Origin of the sequence: Streptomyces sp. MI02-7b (assembly GCF_033793585.1) — a bacterium.
Lineage (GTDB): Bacteria > Actinomycetota > Actinomycetes > Streptomycetales > Streptomycetaceae > Actinacidiphila.
Map to the genome: position 1 here is coordinate 204,130 of NZ_JARAWX010000003.1, position 16,782 is coordinate 220,911.

Below are 16,782 nucleotides of genomic sequence, written 5' to 3' on the forward strand. Positions count from 1 at the left end.
TGTGGCCTGGACCACCGCCCCGCCGGCGCCGTGATCCGGCCGGATATCGTTCCTTCCGGAAGAACGCGGGAAGGGGCGCGCGATGTCGGACCTCGGACGCTTGGTGGCTGGGCGGTACCGGCTTGTCGAGCGGATAGGCCGTGGCGGGATGGGCACCGTGTGGCGGGCCGAGGACGAGTTGCTCGGGCGTTCGGTGGCGGTGAAGAAGTTGCATCCGCCGCAGCCGCATCTGCAGGACGACGAGGTGGAGACGTTGTTCGAGCGGACGCGGCGTGAGGCGCGCAGTGCGGCGCGGATCAATCATCCCAATGTCGTGGTGGTGCATGACGTGGTGGAGGACGAGGGGCTGCCGTCGATCGTGATGGAGTTCGTTCCGGCGACGACGTTGGGTGATCTGCTGAAGGAGCGGGGGCCGGTCGGGCCTGAGGAGGCGGCGCGGATCGGGCGGGGGATGATCGGGGCGTTGCGTGCGGCGCATGCGGCGGGGGTGCTGCACCGGGATGTCAAGCCCGGCAATGTCCTGTTGTCGGAGACCGGTCGGGTGGTGTTGACGGATTTCGGTATCGCTCAGGCGTCGGGGACGTCGACGTTGACGCGTACGGGGGAGTTGATCGGGTCGATCGATTTTCTGGCGCCGGAGCGGTTGACGGGTGGTGTGCCGGGTCCTGAGGCGGATCTGTGGGCGTTGGGGGCGACGTTGTTCCAGGCGGTGGAGGGGCGTTCGCCGTTTCGTCGGGACACGGCGATCGAGACGGCGTATGCGATTGCCACGGATGAGGTGCCGGTGGCGGGTCGTGCGGGTGGGCTGGGTCCGGTGATCGCGGGGTTGCTGGTGCGTGAGCCGGGGCGGCGGTTGTCGGCGGTGGAGGCGGAGCGGATGCTGCGGGCGGTGGCCGCCGAGTCGGCCACGGCCGGCGTGCCCCGCGAAGCCCTGGGACACCCGCAGCCGCTGACCGGGCCGACCACGGTCGTCCGCCCCCCGGCCGGTGGCGTGACCGCGCCCGTCACCGCCGCCACGATGTCGCCGTACCAGCCGCAGGCCCCCGCCCCCGCCCCAGCACCGGCCCCTGCCCCGACGCCTCCGCCCGTCCGCCGCCGGCGCGCCCCCCTGTGGATCACCGCGGGTGTCCTGGTGGCGGCCCTCACCGCGGGCGGCGTGTACGCGGGTCGGCACTTCGGCGGCGCGGACCGTGCCACCGCGGGCTCGCCCGCGCCGACGTCCCCGTCGGCGCCGCCGAGCACGCCGTCCACCTCCGCGCCCGCCTCGCCGTCGCCCTCGTACAGCCCGTCCCCCGTCCCGGACGGCTACCACCTGGCCGAAGAGCCGGACCGCGGCTTCTCCGTGCCCATTCCCGACGGGTGGACGCGCCAGGTCAGCGACGACGGCCAGCAGATGATCTACGTCGACCCGACGGGGCTGGTCGGACTGCGCATCGGCACGCTGGACTTCGCGGGGCCGAGCCCCCTGCAGCACTTCAAGGACGAAGAGGCGCAGACGATCCCGAAACTGGACGGCTACGAGCAGCTGCGCATGCAGAGCACGCAATGGCGCGGACGGCCCGCCGCCATATGGGAGTTCACCTTCGAGGGCAAGGCGCGCACGTTCCGCGCGATCGACCTCGGATTCGGCGATCCCGGACAGCGGGAGTTCGCCGTCTACCTCTCCGCCCCGGCAGCACAATGGGCCTCTGACCGGCGGGTGTTCGAGAACGCCGTGGCCGGTCTCGTACTGCAGGACTAGCACAGGGTCAGGCCGGGGTGGGACCACGGGGCATTGTCAGGGATGATGGAGGTCTCCATCCCGCGGTCGCCGACATCAGGCGATGAGGGAGCTTCATCTTCAGCGACTGCAGAGGGAATTCATGGGTCAGGCGCATGACACCGACACCGACCACCGTCTCCTCGCCGGGCGCTACCGGCTGGGTGCCGTGCTCGGCAAGGGCGGCATGGGCACGGTCTGGCGGGCTGTCGACGAGACCCTGGGCCGTACCGTCGCCGTCAAGGAGCTCCGCTTTCCGGGCAATGTCGACGAGGACGAGAAGCGCCGCCTGATCACTCGCACCCTGCGGGAGGCCAAGGCGACCGCCCGCATCCGCAACACCGGGGCGATCACCGTCTTCGACGTCGTCGAGGAGGACGAGCGCCCCTGGATCGTGATGGAGCTGGTCGAGGGCCGCTCGCTGTCCGACGCGATCCGCGAGGACGGCCCGCTGACGCCCAAGCGCGCCGCCGAGGTCGGCCTGACCGTCCTTGACGTGCTGCGCGCCGCGCACAAGGAGGGCATCCTCCACCGCGACGTCAAGCCGTCCAACGTGCTGCTCGCCCAGGACGGCCGGGTCGTGCTGAGCGACTTCGGCATCGCCCAGATCGACGGCGACCCGTCGGTCACCTCCACCGGCATGCTCGTCGGGGCCCCCTCCTACATCTCGCCCGAGCGGGCCCGCGGCCAGAAGCCCGGTCCGCCCGCCGACCTGTGGTCGCTGGGCGCGCTGCTGTACGCGTGCGTGGAGGGCAGGCCGCCGTACGACAAGGGCTCCGCCATCGCGACCCTGACCGCCGTGATGACCGAGCAGCTCAAGACCCCCAGGAACGCGGGCCCGCTGGCCGGCGCGATCCAGGGGCTGCTCGCCAAGGACCCCGAGGAGCGCCTCGACGACGCGGCCGTGCGGCCGATGCTGACCGAGGTCGTCAACGCCCCGGTCGTCCCCGACGCACCGGCCCCCGACGTCACCCGCGCCATACCGCTGCCCACCGACCCGCAGCCGACGCCCACCGACGCGCCGCCCGCGACCCGCGAGGCCGCCGCCGACCAGGCCGCGCTGCGCGCGGCGAAGACCAAGCCGGAGCCGGTGCCGGCTCCGGCCGCCGCCCCGGCCCCGGCGGCGGTCGCCTCGGCGCCCTTCACCCTGCCGCCCTTCCTGCAGGACGAGCGGCGTCGCCGGATCCTGCTGGTCGTGGCGGGCGTGGTCGTGCTCGCCGTGCTCGGCACGATCATCGGCGTCCTGGCGGCCGGCGGCGACGAGGGCACGGGTTCCGGGGCGTCCCCCGGTCCCTCGGCCTCGGCGAGCACCAAGTCCGGTGACAACGGCGGTGTCAAGGACGACGACACGTCCGGTGACGACACGGGCAAGAACAAGGACGACGACAACTCCGGCCCGGGCAAGGGGACCGGCGGCTCCGGCTCCACCGCCGCGCCCTCGTCCGGCGGCGACTCGGGTTCCGGCAAGGGCTCCGACGACTCCGCCGGCTCGGTGCCGTCGGGCTGGAAGACCTACACCTCCGGTGAGGGCGGGTTCTCGATCGCGCTGCCCGCCGGCTGGGAGGCGAACAGCAGGGGCAACGGCTACGGCAGCGGCCGGATATTCAACGCGAACCACAGCCCGCGCGTCCAGATCGACTGGACGTCCACCCCCGGCAAGGACGCCGCCGAGGCCTGGCGGAAGCAGGAGCCGAGCAGCCGGAGCAGCTTCCCCGGCTATCAGCGGGTCTCCATCGACCCGGTCTCCTGGCGCGGTTACCGCACCGTCGCCGACTGGACGTTCACCTTCACCTCCCACGGCACCAGGATGCGGGCGGTCAACCGCGGGTTCGTCACCGACGACACGCACGGGTACGCCATCCTCTTCACGGCCCCGGACGCCGAGTGGAACAGCACGAAGACCCAGGCGATGCTGGCCGCTCTGTACAAGACCTTCAAACCGGCCAAGTGACACCGCTCGAGCACGTATCGTGAATCATTGCGGACTGTCCGCATCCAGATCGGATCGGATCTGACGCTTTGGGGAGGCGTCGTGGACGACTACGCGGGACGGGTCCTGGCCGACCGCTACCGCCTGCCGCGGCCGCCCGCCGACGAGTACGAACTGGTGGAGACCCGGGCCTTCGACACCTACAGCGGCCAGGAGGTGCTGATACGCCAGGTGCTGCTGCCGGAGGTCGTCGGTGCCGAGCCGGAGCCGTACCGCGGTGACGGCGGGGACACCGCGCGGCGGGCGCTGGAGGCCGCCCGTGCGGCGGCCGCGATACCCGACCACCCCCGGCTGGTGCAGGTCTTCGACATCTTCGTCGAGGACGGCAGCGTCTGGATAGTGAGCGAGCTGGTCTCCGCCCGCCCGCTCGCCGCGCTCCTGGCCGACAAGAAGCTGAGCCCGTACCGCGCCGCCGAGGTCGGCAACGACGTGCTGACCGCGCTGCGCGTGCTGCACGCCCACGGCTGGACCCACCGCAATGTCACCGCCGGCACCGTGCTGGTCTGCGACGACGGCCGCGCCATGCTGTCCGGCCTCGCGGTCGGCGCAGCCCAGGAGGCGCTGTGCGGCTACAACACGCTGCCGGTGCCCGCGCTCACGGGCGGCGGCGAGGAGGAGGCGGGCGGCGGCAGCTGGGAGGGCCCGCACTCGGTGCTGGAACTCGAGCGCGCCCGGCAGGCCCGGCTCACCGTGGTCGGCCCGGTCACCGAACGCTGGGCCCCGGAGCAGGCCACCGAGGTCCACGAGAACTGGCAGCTGGCGCCGCCGGTCGGACCCGCCGCCGACCTGTGGGCGCTGGGCTCGCTGCTCTTCCGCAGTGTGCAGGGCCACCCGCCGTTCCCGGAGGAGTCCACGAACGAGCTGGTCCAGCTCGTCGTCGCCGAGCCCCCCGCGTTCGCCGAGGAGTGCGGTCCGCTGCGGCCCGTCGTGGAGTCCCTGCTGCGGCAGGACCCCGAGGAGCGGCCGGACGTGGAGGAACTGCGCGGCTGGCTGCGCTCCCTCGTGCGCTCCGCCCCCGAGCCCGATCTCGGGCTGCGCACCGTGCCGGTGCCCGCCGACGACCCGCACAAGCTGCCCATCGTGCGGCGCCGGGGCGAGCTCGTACGCCGCCGCAAGGCCGCCGCCGATCCGGTGCCGGTGCCCCTGGCCCACGGCCGCCACAAGCGGTCCAGGGAACGCAAGCGGAGTGCGCGGGGGCCGCGCACGCTCGGGTTGATGCTCGTCGCCCTGGTCCTGGCGCTGCTGGCCGCGGCCGTGGTCTACGCCGTGGTCTTCCTGCCGCGCGCCGGCACGGCCGACGAGGGCGGGGCGGGCTCCTCCCGCACCCTGCCCGCGCAGGTGCCCGGTGGCGACGACAAGCCGCAGGACTCGCATGCCCCGTCCGCCCCGTCCTCCGGGACCTCGCCGTCGGGGACGCCGGGGAGCAAGGCGCCGGCGAGCAGCGCGCCGCCCACCCGGTCCACGCCCCCCGGCAACACGGTGACCACCGGTCTGGGCGGCGACTTCCAGCTGCGCACGGACCCGGCGGGATTCCACCTGGCCGTGCCCAACGGCTGGCATCGCAGCGGCAGGAACGGTGACGGCCAGGTCCGCTACACCGGCGGGGACTACCAGCTGCTCGTCGTCCCCGGCCGCGACGCGGTCGCCGCAGGCGGCGGCGATCCCATGGCGTACCAGAACGACGAGCCGGAGCTGGCGGGCTTCCGCGCCTCGAGCTGGTCGTCGGCCTCCGGGCTGCGCCGCCTCGACATGGGCGGCGTCCCCGCGGCGGAGGGGGAGTTCAGCTGGAGCGACGCCTCCGGGCAGCAGCTCTTCGCGCGCAACCTGGTGATGGTCAGGGACGGCAAGTACCACATCGTGCTGGTCGTCGGGCCGGACAACCGCCGCTCGGACGTCAAGCGGTACTTCGAGAAGGCGGCCGAGACCTACGGCACCTGACCCGTCCCGCCCCGGTCCCGCGCGCGGAACCGGACCGGAACCGGACCGGACGGTCGCGGCGTCGAACAGCCCGTGGGGGCAGCGGAATGATCGGAAGCGCGAGCGGCAGCGGCAGCGTGGTGGCCGGACGGTACCGGCTGGGCGACCTGATCGGCAGCGGCGGAATGGGCCGCGTGTGGGAGGCGCAGGACGTCGTGCTGCGCCGTACCGTCGCGATCAAGGAGCTGACCCTCGGCGCCCATCTGGCCGAGGAGGACCGGGTCCTGCTGCAGACCCGCATGCAGCAGGAGGCCCGCGCGGCGGCCCGGATCAACCACCCGGGCGTGGTCACCGTCCACGACGTGGTCGAGCAGGACGGCCGCCCGTGGATCGTCATGGAGCTCGTGGACGGCCGCTCCCTGGAGGAGGCGGTCCGCAAGGACGGCCCGCTGCCCCCGCGCGAGGCCGCCCGGGTCGGCGCCGCCGTCCTCGACGCGCTGCGTGCCGCGCACGCCGCGGGCGTCCTGCACCGTGACGTCAAACCGGCCAATGTGCTGCTCGCCCGCGACGGCCGGGTGCTGCTGTCGGACTTCGGCATCGCCGTCGTCGAGGGCGACGCGGCCATCACACGCACCGGCGAACTCGTCGGGTCCGTCGACTACCTGGCCCCCGAACGGGCCCGCGGCGGCCGGCCCGGCCCCGAGTCCGACCTGTGGTCGCTGGGCGCGACGCTCTACGCCGCGGTCGAGGGCCGCTCCCCGTTCCGCCGCACCTCGCCGATCGGCACGCTGCAGGCGGTGGTGTACGAGGAGCCGCCCGAGCCCCGCACCGCGGGACCGCTGCGGCCGGTGATCACGGGCCTGCTGCGGAAGGAGCCGGCCGCCCGGACGCCCGCGGGGGAACTCGCGACCACGCTGGCGGTGGTCGCCGCGGGCAGGGCGCACCACGGCGGCCCGCGCGGACGGCGCGGGGTCCTCGCGGCGGTCGCGGTCCCGGTCGCGGTCGCGCTGCTCGCGGCCGTCGTCGTGGCCGTCCTGCACGACCGGGGCGGCGACACGGCCGCCGGTGCGACCGGCGGGGTGCCCGCCGGGTACGTGCGCGTCACGGACCCGGCCGGGTTCAGCGTGGCCGTACCGCGCGGCTGGAAGCGGCAGTTGGACGGCGACCAGATCGACTACACGCCCGACAACGGCGCGCACCGGCTGCGCGTCGGGATCGACAGCCGCCCGGCGGACCCCAATCCGTACATGCATCTGCTCGCACTGGAGAAGGACGTCCGCGCGCTGCCCCGCTACACCCGCGTGCGGCTGCACCAGAACACCTTCCGCGGGGGCGACGGCGCGCTGTGGGAGTTCACCTGGACCGCCGAGAAGGAGAACCCCGGGCCGCGCCGCGCCGTCGACCAGGCGTACCGCGCCCCGGACGGCACCGAGTACGCGGTGTACATGGGCGCCCCGGCCGCCGACTGGCCCGCGTCCCTCGCCCGGTTCCAGGTCGCGCTCCAGACCTGGCGGACCGAACCGCGGTCCTGACCACGGCGTGCCTCCTCCGGCGACGCGGTGCGTGCCGCCGCCGGCCCGGGGCGGCGGCCCGGCGCGCGTGCCGCGGTCCGCGTCCCGGACCGGGGCCGGGACGGGCTTGCGGCGTTCTTGCCAGCTTTTGCTGGCGTCCTTGTGAAAAGTAGCTACTGACGGGTATGCACGCGGTGTCGTCCCGCCGTACTCTCCCGCCATGACGGACTTCCCCCCAAGTGGTCCCGCCGGTCAGGCCGGCGACGGCAACCCGGTCGCCCCCGCCGGCAGCAGGACGGCCGCCGACGTGGTGACCCCCGAACTGGTCGCACGGCTCACCCGGGGCGTGGGCGGCAGCGGCCGCACCGCGAACCACACGCCGATGACCGGCGAGACGCTGGCGGAGCTGCCCGAGTCGACGCCGGAGGACGTGGCGGCGGCGTACGAACGGGCCCGGGAGGCGCAGCGGGCGTGGGCGGCCACCCCGGTCCGCAAGCGCGCCGCGGTGCTGCTGCGGTTCCACGACCTGGTCCTGCGCCGGCAGGCCGAGGTGCTGGACCTCATCCAGCTGGAGACCGGGAAGACCCGGCTGCACGCGCACGAGGAGGTGCAGGCCGTCGCCGTCGCCGCCCGCCACTACGGGCTGAAGGCCCCGTCGTACCTGCGGCCCAAGCGGCACACGGGCGCGATCCCGGTGCTGACCAAGGTCGTCGAACTGCGCCACCCGCGCGGTGTGATCGGGCAGATCGCCCCCTGGAACTACCCCTTGGAGCTGTCCATCGGCGACGCGCTGCCCGCCTTCGTCGCGGGCAACGCCGTGGTCATGAAGCCCGACACCGAGACGGCGCTGACCGCCCTGTGGGCGCGCGAGCAGCTGATCGAGGCCGGGCTGCCGGCCGACGTCTGGCAGATCGTGATCGGCGAGGGCCCGGTCGTCGGCCCCGCCGTGGTCGAGCACGCCGACTACGTGTCGTTCACCGGCTCGACCCGCACCGGCCGCGACGTGGCGACCCGCGCCGCCGCCCGCCTGGTCGGCGTCTCCCTCGAACTGGGCGGCAAGAACGCCCTGTTGGTGCTGGAGGACGCCGACCTGGACAAGGCCGCCGAGGGTGCGGTCCGCGCCTGCTTCTCCTCTGCCGGGCAGCTGTGCATCTCCATCGAGCGGCTCTTCGTCCACGCGTCGGTGGCCGACGCCTTCCTGGAGCGCTTCACCGCCCGTACCAGGGCCCTCAAGCTCGGCACCGCCCTCGCCTACGGCGCCGGGATGGGCTCGCTGGCCGGCGAGCGCCAGCTGGAGACCGTCACCCGGCACGTGGAGGAGGCCGTCGCCAAGGGCGCGACCGTCCTCGCCGGCGGCCGGCCGCGTCCCGACGCCGGCCCGTTCTTCTTCGAGCCGACGGTCCTGGACGGTGTGGAGGCCCCGATGGCGGTCTGCACCGAGGAGACCTTCGGCCCGGTCGTCTCCGTCTACCGCTTCACCGACGAGGACGAGGCCGTCGAGCGCGCCAATGCCACGCCGTACGGCCTCAACTCCAGCGTGTGGACCAAGGACGCCCGCCGCGGCGCCCGCGTCGCCGCCCGTCTGCGCAGCGGCACCGTCAACGTCAACGAGGGCTACTCGTCCGCCTACGGCAGCGTCCGCTCCCCGATGGGCGGCATGAAGGACTCCGGCCTCGGCCGCCGGCACGGCTCCGAGGGCATCCTGAAGTACACCGAGGCGCAGACCGTGGCCACGCAGCGGCTGCTGCCGATGGCCCCGTCGCTGGGCATGGACGACGCGGCGTACGCGGCCTTCATGAGCCGCAGCCTGCGCGTGATGAAGGCACTGAGGCTCCGCTGATGGGGGACGAGCCGATGGGACGGACCCGGGACGACGGACAGGACGACGACGGCCAGGTCCAGGACCAGCACCAGGACCAGCAGCAGGACGTGGACGCGGACCTGGACGTGGACGTGGACGTGGACGTGGACTACGACGTGATCGTGGTCGGGTCCGGCTTCGGCGGCGCCGTCTCCGCGCTGCGCCTGACCGAGAAGGGCTGGAAGGTCGGCGTCCTGGAGGCGGGCCGCCGCTGGACCCGCGAGTCCCTGCCGAAGAACTCCTGGCACCTCAAGGACTACCTGTGGGCCCCGGCCTTCGGGCTGTACGGGATCCAGCGCATCCACCTGCTCGACAACGTCATGATCCTGGCGGGCGCCGGGGTCGGCGGCGGCTCGCTCAACTACGCCAACACCCTCTACGTGCCGCCGAAGGCGTTCTTCGAGGACCGCCAGTGGGGCCACATCACCGACTGGCGGGAGGAGCTCGCGCCCTACTACGACCAGGCCAAGCGGATGCTGGGCGTGCGCCTCAACCCGACCATGACCCCCTCCGACGTCCACCTCAAGGCGGCCGCCGAGAAGATGGGCGTCGGCGACTCCTTCCACATGGCCCCGGTGGGCGTCTTCTTCGGCGACGGCCAGGACGCCGGGGGGGACGCCAAGGCCGCGCCCGGCGGCGAGGTCCCCGACCCGTACTTCGGCGGCGAGGGGCCGTCCCGGCGGGCCTGCACCGAGTGCGGGGAGTGCATGACCGGCTGCCGGCACGGCGCCAAGAACACCCTCAACGAGAACTACCTGCACCTCGCCGAGAAGGCGGGCGCGGTGATCCACCCGATGACCACGGTCACCGCGCTGGCGGAGAACCCCCAGGGCGGCTACGACGTCTCCGTCGTGCCCACCGACCGCCGCAAGGCCGCCCCCCGCGTCCTGCGCGCCCGGTACGTGGTCGTCGCGGCCGGCACCTACGGTACGCAGACGCTGCTGCACCGCATGCGCGACGCGGGCCGGCTGCCCGGTGTCTCGGCCCGGCTCGGCGAGCTGACCCGCACCAACTCCGAGGCACTGGTGGGCGCGCAGACCGACAGCCGCCGCTACCGCAGGCGTACGGGTGAGCAGCGGGTGGACTTCACGCGGGGCGTGGCCATCACGTCCTCGATCCACCCCGACGACCACACCCACATCGAGCCGGTCCGCTACGGCAAGGGCTCCAACTCGATGGGCGGCCTGTCCATCCTGCAGGTCCCGCACGGCACGAGACTGCCGCGCGGCGTGGCCTACCTGGCGCACTGCGCCCGCCACCCGGTGCTGCTGATGCGCTCGCTGTCCAACCGCCGCTGGTCCGAGCGCACCATCATCGGCCTGGTCATGCAGTCCCTGGACAACTCGCTGACCACCTACCGCAAGCCCAAGGGCCTGGGGAAGGGCCTGCTCACCGCCCGCCAGGGGCACGGCGCGCCCAACCCGGACTTCATCCCCGAGGGCGCGGAGGCGGCCCGGCTGCTGGCCGAGGAGATCAACGGCTTCGCGGGCAGCAACGTCGGCGAGTTGATGGGCACCCCGCTCACGGCGCACTTCCTGGGCGGCTGCGCGATCGGCGAGGACGCGGAGCACGGCGTCATCGACCCGTACCACCGGCTGTTCGGGCACCCGGGCATCCATGTCGTGGACGGCGCGGCCGTGTCGGCCAACCTCGGCGTCAACCCGTCGCTGACCATCACCGCGCAGGCGGAACGGGCGATGGCGCTGTGGCCCAACAAGGGCGAGGCGGACCCCCGTCCGGCCCAGGGCGAGGCCTACCGCCGGGTCACGCCGGTCGAGCCGAAGCAGCCGGTCGTCCCGCAGGACGCCTTCGGCGCCCTGCGCCTGCCGCTGCTCCCGGTCCCGCCGGTGCCCCCCAAGCCGTGACGGACGGCCGTCGTCGCGGGACGGCGGCCGGCGGAGGGCGACTCACTCGATCGTGGGCCGGATGTCTGCCCAAGTGCGGCGAAATGAGTAGTGTGTTCCTCGCAGAGCGGCCGGCCCCCGGCGTCCCCGGGGCCGACCGCCACTTTTGAGTCGTGACCGGGCTGCTGTCCCCTGCTGTCCGGTCACATCCACCGGAACGAGGTCCCACGGCGGGCCCGCGGTGCTTCCACTAGGCGCGGGCGCGCCTCATCGTTCCGATGCCACCCCGCCCAGCTGCGTCTGAGCGGTGTCCACGCGTGGTGTCCTGCTTTTCGACGTCTTGTTGTTCCTGCTGTCCCGCTACCCCTGGCCCAGGGTGACCGCGCCTGGCTGGCACGGACACCGGATTCAACGAAGGCACCCGGAGGCGGTCACGTGCCGTACGGGTGATGCCCCCCGAACGGGTCACACGGCCCGTCCCAGGGGCGGCCACCGCCCCCGGCGCACGCCCGGCTCAGACGCGGCCGCGGCACAGCTCCAGCAGGGTCATCGCCAGCGCGGTGCCGGGCCTGCCCAGCTCACCGCGGAAGCGGCCGAGGACCTCCATCTCGCGGGCCAGGTGCACCCGGCGGCCGCCGGAGGCGATCCGGGCCCGCTGGATGCCGGCCGAGACCGTCATCCGTTCCCGGATCAGCGCGATGATCCGGGCGTCGAGGTCGTCGATGCGCTGGCGGGCGCCGGCGATCACGGTCTCGGCGGTGTGCTCCTGCCCGGGTCGCTCCTGCCCGGGTCGCTCCTGCTCCGGCCGTTCCTGCCCGGTGGGGGCTGCCGTGCTGCTCATGGGTCTCTCCTCGGGGGGTACGGCCCCTGACCTGCCCGGGGAGGCAAACGCCAGGCGCCCCGGGCCGTGTGGCCCGGGGCGCCTGGTGACGTCTGGAATGCGTTTCCGCGATCAGACAGCACGACCATGGCAGCCGGACCAGCCGGTGCCATAGGTAAACGCGAAGTGCGTGCTGCTGAACATGGCGGACAGTGTGACCCCTCGGGGCGGGGAAGTAAAGCCGCGGGCCCCGGTAGAATCGGCAGGGACCCCACGTTCGACCCGCCGGAAGGCCCACCGTGGCATCAGCGACCCCAGCCGCCCCCGACACCGTTCTCGTCGTCGACTTCGGGGCGCAGTACGCCCAGCTCATCGCCCGCCGTGTCCGTGAGGCCCGGGTCTACAGCGAGATCGTGCCGAGCACCATGCCGGTCCAGGAGATGCTGGCCAAGCGGCCGGCCGCGATCATCCTGTCCGGCGGACCGTCCTCGGTCTACGCGGAGCACGCCCCGCGGCTGGACCGCGCCCTCTTCGAGGCCGGCGTGCCGGTCTTCGGCATGTGCTACGGCTTCCAGCTGATGGCGATCACCCTCGGCGGCACCGTCGACAACACCGGCGCCCGTGAGTACGGCCGCACGCCGCTGCACGTCGGCAAGACCGGCTCGACGCTCTTCGAGGGCACCCCGGCCGAGCACTCGGTGTGGATGTCGCACGGTGACACCTGCTCCGCCGCCCCCGAGGGCTTCGCGGTCACCGCGACCACCGACCTCGTGCCCGTCGCCGCCTTCGAGAACGACGAGAAGAAGCTCTACGGCGTCCAGTACCACCCCGAGGTGCTGCACTCCGAGCACGGCCAGCAGGTGCTGGAGCACTTCCTGTACCGGGGCGCGGGCATCGCGCCGAACTGGACCACGCACAACGTGGTGGAGGAGCAGGTCGCCGCGATCCGCGCCCAGGTCGGCGACAAGCGCGCGATCTGCGGCCTGTCCGGCGGCGTGGACTCCGCGGTCGCCGCGGCCCTGGTCAACAAGGCCATCGGGGAGAAGCTGACCTGCGTCTACGTGGACCACGGCCTGATGCGCAAGGGCGAGTCCGAGCAGGTCGAGAAGGACTTCGTCGCGGCCACCGGCGTGCAACTGAAGGTCGTCGACGCCGAGGAGCGCTTCCTCACCGCGCTCGCCGGGGTCTCCGACCCCGAGGAGAAGCGCAAGATCATCGGCCGGGAGTTCATCCGGGTCTTCGAGCAGGCCGCGAGCGAGATCGTCGCCGAGGCCGGCGCGCACGGCGAGTCGGTGGAGTTCCTGGTCCAGGGCACGCTCTACCCGGACGTCGTGGAGTCCGGCGGCGGCACCGGCACCGCCAACATCAAGTCCCACCACAACGTGGGCGGCCTCCCCGAGGACCTGCAGTTCCAGCTCGTCGAGCCGCTGCGCAAGCTGTTCAAGGACGAGGTCCGCATGGTCGGCCAGGAACTCGGCCTGCCCGAGGAGATCGTCCAGCGCCAGCCCTTCCCGGGCCCGGGCCTGGGCATCCGCATCGTCGGTGAGGTCACCAAGGAGCGGCTGGACCTGCTGCGCGACGCCGACGCCATCGCCCGCGAGGAGCTCACCGCGGCCGGTCTGGACCGCGACATCTGGCAGTGCCCGGTGGTCCTCCTCGCCGACGTCCGCTCCGTCGGCGTCCAGGGCGACGGCCGCACCTACGGTCACCCGATCGTGCTGCGCCCGGTCTCCAGCGAGGACGCCATGACCGCCGACTGGTCGCGGCTGCCCTACGAGGTGCTGGCCCGCATCTCCACCCGCATCACCAACGAGGTCGCGGACGTCAACCGGGTCGTGCTGGACGTCACCAGCAAGCCCCCGGGCACCATCGAGTGGGAGTAGCCCCCTCACGTGGGGCAGGCTTGGGGCGATACCGGGGAAACCTGGTATCGCCCCTGTCCATCTGCGGTACCTCGGGGTAACTTCCGCGCCATGACCGACACCGCGCCGCAGCCCGTACCCCCCGATCAGTTGCATTTCGCCCTGCCGCCGACGTTCGAGGACCCGGCCGAAGAGCGGCGGCACCGCAAGGAGCGACTGGCGGCGGCGTTGCGGGCGTTCGGCCGGATGGGGTTCGAGGAGGGCGTGTCGGGCCACATCACGGTCCGCGACCCGGAGTTGGCCGACCACTTCTGGGTCAACCCCTTCGGGGTGCCCTTCGCGCACGTCGCCGTCGGCGAGTTGATCCTGGTCAACCAGCAGGGTGCGGTAGTCGAGGGCCGCCACCACGTCAACCAGGCCGCCTTCACCATCCACGCCCATGTGCACCTGGCCCGCCCCGACGCGGTGGCCGTCGTCCACAGCCACTCCACGTACGGCCGGGCGCTGGCGGCGATCGGCGAGCGGCTGGAGCCGATCAGCCAGGAGGCGTGCGCCTTCTACGAGGACCACGCGGTGTACGACTCCTACACCGGCGTGGTGGTCGACGACGCCGAGGCACGGCGCGTCGCCGTGGTGCTCGGCGGCCACAAGGGCGTGATCCTCCGCAACCACGGGCTGCTGACGGTGGGGGAGACGGTGGACGCGGCGGCGTGGTGGTTCATGACCATGGAGAAGGCCTGCGAGGTGCAGCTCAGCGCCAAGGCGGCGGGCACGCCGGTGCTGATCGGCCACGACGACGCGGTGGCCACCCGTGAGCAACTGGGACACGATCTGGTCGCCTGGATCAACTATCAGCCGACATATGAGCGGATAGTCCGCCAGGATCCCGAGCTTTTTGATTGAACGCTTGACGGTTGGCGTACGTATCCGCCTATGGCGCTCCCGGAGAACCGTCCGGGAGGGGGCAGCGGACCGGGCGTGGATGTGAGAGGGCGGACGTCATGAGTGTGACGGGTACAGCGGGCATGGGCGGAACACGAGACTCGGGGACGGATCCCTCACAGGGACCGTGGCGGGACACCGCCCGGCGCTACGCGCTGCTGCCCCTGCGCATCTTCCTCGGCGTGACCTTCGTCTACGCCGGCTTCGACAAACTGCTGTCGGACACCTTCTTCACCGACTCCGCGCCGGGCTCCCTGGTCGGCACCCTCAACGGGGTGCGCGGCAGCGCCGCCGTCCCCGCGATGATCGACCTGGCCCTGAAGAGCCCGCACGGCTTCGGCTACGCCATCGCCTTCGGCGAGATCGCGGCGGGCATCGGCATCCTGATCGGACTGCTGAGCCGCATCGCCGCCCTCGGCGGCGCCCTCATCTCGCTGAGCCTGTGGCTCACGGTCAGCTGGGCCACCCAGCCCTACTACTACGGCAACGACCTGATCTACCTGATGGCGTGGCTCCCCCTGGTACTCGCCGGGGCACCGCAGTTGTCGGTGGACGCGGCCATCGCCCGCCGCAGGGGACGCGGCGGGCGCCGGCTCTACGGCTGACCCGTACGGGCCGGTGCGCAGGGGCCGGCGAGGGGCGCGCCGCCCCTCGCCGGCCCCTGCGCCCGTCTACCGGCGGACGCGGTGGTGGTGGCTGACCCGGCGGCCCGGGAGCTCCGGGGGCGGACCGCCGCGGCGCGCACGGGCCGAACGGGCGATGAACGCACCGAGCGCCGCCAGCCCGAGGCCGGCGGAGGTGACGGGGACGGCGACCCGTGGCGGCAGGACGAGCGTGCCGGCGGCGTCCAGCAGGAACACCGTGGCCAGGGCCAGCAGTACCAGCGCGGTGAACAGGGCCGAGGGACGGAAGCGGTGCCGGTTCACCGGGTCACCTGTACCTGACCGACACCCATCTCGACCTCCAGTTTCAGCGTCCCGGTGGACTTCTTCCCGTCCGCCGGCTCCAGCCTGACCGTCTTGTCCACCCCGGGCTGCACGTCGACGTCCTCCTCCCCGTCGCCCGGCAGTTGCACGTCGCCGAGGCCCACACTCACGTGCAGTTCCAAGGTGACGTCCGCCGGGACCTTGACCACGATCTGTCCCGCGCCGACTTGGGCGCGGGTCGCGACGGTGCGCCCTCCGGGTTCGAGGCCGGACAGGTCCAACGTCGCCTGACCGGTGCCCAGTTCGTAGGAGCCCTGTACGGAGGCGACCGTGGCGGGCGTCCAGGTGCGGTGCTGCCACTCGTGGCCGACGGACTTCGGCAGCACCGACGAGCCGACCAGCAGGGCCGCGGTGAGCACGACCGCGAAGACCGTGCCGCCACCGAGTCGCCCCCACCACCCGCTCACCGCGAAGCCCAGGCCGAAGACGGCCAGCGCGGCGGCGAAACCGATCTGCAGGGCGGTGCCGAGCGGCTGGGAGTTCCAGGCCGCGGCGACGCAGGCGGTGGCCGCCGCCACGGCCAGGAAGAACACCGGCACCCCCAGCCAGGCCCCCTCGCGGCGGACCGCCTGCCGGCGCCGCCGCCACTCGTGGCGGTCGCGCTCGTCGTCGGCGGGCCCGTCGTCCGGCCCCCACAGGTAGCCCCCGCCGCCCGCGGCGGGCGCCGCGTCCTCGACCGGGCCGTCCTTCCACCACGCCGGTGTGGCCGGGGCGGGCGGCGGCTGGGTGGGCGGCGGCGGAGCGGTGCCCGGCACCGGGGCCTGGGCCGTCCGCTGCCGGTGCTGCGACCAGTACACGGCGCCGGCGAACGCCGCCACCAGCCCCAGGGAGAACGCCAGGTTGCCTCCGCTGCCGAGCAGCGACAGGAACAGCCCGCAGCCCACCAGGGCCATCAGCACGGCGGTCAGGGCGGCGCCCTCCACGCGGCCGGACAGCAGCCGGTGCGCCTCGCTCTCGGCCGGTTCGCCGTTCCCGCCGGCGCCCTCCGCCGGGATCAGCAGCCAGCCCAGGCCGTAGGCCACCAGCCCGAGGCCGCCGGTGAGCGCGAGCACGCCGAGCACGATCCGGAAGACCACCGGGTCGATGTCGAAGTAGCGTCCCGCCCCCTCGCAGACGCCCGCGATCACCTTCCGCCCGCGGCTGCGGGTGAGCCTGCGCCGCTGCGGGACCGCCTCGGGCGTGCCGTGCGTGTACTGCTCCGTCATGGCTCCATGGTGGCGGCCCGCGGGCCCCGCCGGTATCCGGAACGACCCTGACCGCGCATGGGGGCCAACCCTGATACCCACCGTC

At 73.1% G+C, this 16,782-nt stretch carries 12 protein-coding genes; 9 read left to right on the plus strand and 3 right to left on the minus strand.

Features of this window, described 5'->3' with window-relative positions; translation table 11 throughout:
- Positions 1–82 precede the first annotated feature (82 nt).
- From PV364_RS05640 to PV364_RS05665, 6 genes are all read left to right on the plus strand, one after another.
- A complete protein-coding gene (locus tag PV364_RS05640; RefSeq protein WP_319658548.1) occupies positions 83–1,741 on the plus strand; it encodes a serine/threonine-protein kinase in 1,659 nt (552 codons plus the stop codon).
- 121 nt (positions 1,742–1,862) lie between these two features.
- Complete coding sequence (locus PV364_RS05645; protein WP_319658549.1) at positions 1,863–3,710, plus strand: serine/threonine-protein kinase; 1,848 nt, start codon at positions 1,863–1,865, stop codon at positions 3,708–3,710.
- Between the two features lie 81 nt (positions 3,711–3,791).
- The gene (locus PV364_RS05650) at positions 3,792–5,687 is read left to right on the plus strand and encodes a serine/threonine protein kinase (RefSeq protein WP_319658550.1); all 1,896 of its coding nucleotides are present in this window, start codon (positions 3,792–3,794) and stop codon (positions 5,685–5,687) included.
- Positions 5,688–5,773: 86 nt separating this feature from the next.
- Positions 5,774–7,198, plus strand: a complete 1,425-nt coding sequence (locus tag PV364_RS05655; protein WP_319658551.1) for a serine/threonine-protein kinase — start codon at positions 5,774–5,776, stop codon at positions 7,196–7,198.
- Between the two features lie 199 nt (positions 7,199–7,397).
- Complete coding sequence (locus tag PV364_RS05660) at positions 7,398–9,017, plus strand: succinic semialdehyde dehydrogenase (protein ID WP_319658552.1); 1,620 nt, start codon at positions 7,398–7,400, stop codon at positions 9,015–9,017.
- Positions 9,017–10,903, plus strand: a complete 1,887-nt coding sequence (locus tag PV364_RS05665) for a GMC family oxidoreductase (RefSeq protein WP_319658553.1) — start codon at positions 9,017–9,019, stop codon at positions 10,901–10,903. The genes PV364_RS05660 and PV364_RS05665 overlap by 1 nt, the downstream gene beginning before the upstream one ends.
- A gap of 493 nt (positions 10,904–11,396) precedes the next feature.
- Here PV364_RS05665 and PV364_RS05670 read toward each other — a convergent pair whose 3' ends face one another.
- Entirely contained in the window at positions 11,397–11,723 is a 327-nt protein-coding gene (locus PV364_RS05670; RefSeq protein WP_319658554.1) for a chorismate mutase, read from the minus strand.
- A 278-nt stretch (positions 11,724–12,001) separates the two neighbouring features.
- Here PV364_RS05670 and guaA point away from each other — a divergent pair, with 278 nt between their 5' ends.
- The 3 genes from guaA (at position 12,002) to PV364_RS05685 (ending at position 15,111) form a co-directional block, all read left to right on the plus strand.
- A complete protein-coding gene (gene guaA / locus PV364_RS05675; RefSeq protein WP_319658555.1) occupies positions 12,002–13,585 on the plus strand; it encodes a glutamine-hydrolyzing GMP synthase in 1,584 nt (527 codons plus the stop codon).
- A 90-nt stretch (positions 13,586–13,675) separates the two neighbouring features.
- Positions 13,676–14,467, plus strand: coding sequence for a class II aldolase/adducin family protein (locus tag PV364_RS05680; RefSeq protein ID WP_319658556.1), 792 nt, complete (start codon positions 13,676–13,678; stop codon positions 14,465–14,467).
- Positions 14,468–14,589: 122 nt separating this feature from the next.
- Complete coding sequence (locus tag PV364_RS05685; RefSeq protein ID WP_319658557.1) at positions 14,590–15,111, plus strand: DoxX family protein; 522 nt, start codon at positions 14,590–14,592, stop codon at positions 15,109–15,111.
- 66 nt (positions 15,112–15,177) lie between these two features.
- Here the strand turns inward: PV364_RS05685 and PV364_RS05690 are convergent, their stop codons facing one another.
- Positions 15,178–15,432, minus strand: a complete 255-nt coding sequence (locus PV364_RS05690; RefSeq protein ID WP_319658558.1) for a hypothetical protein — start codon at positions 15,430–15,432, stop codon at positions 15,178–15,180.
- Positions 15,429–16,697, minus strand: coding sequence for a PspC domain-containing protein (locus PV364_RS05695; protein ID WP_319658559.1), 1,269 nt, complete (start codon positions 16,695–16,697; stop codon positions 15,429–15,431). Before PV364_RS05695 ends, PV364_RS05690 begins: the two co-directional genes overlap by 4 nt.
- Positions 16,698–16,782 lie beyond the last annotated feature (85 nt).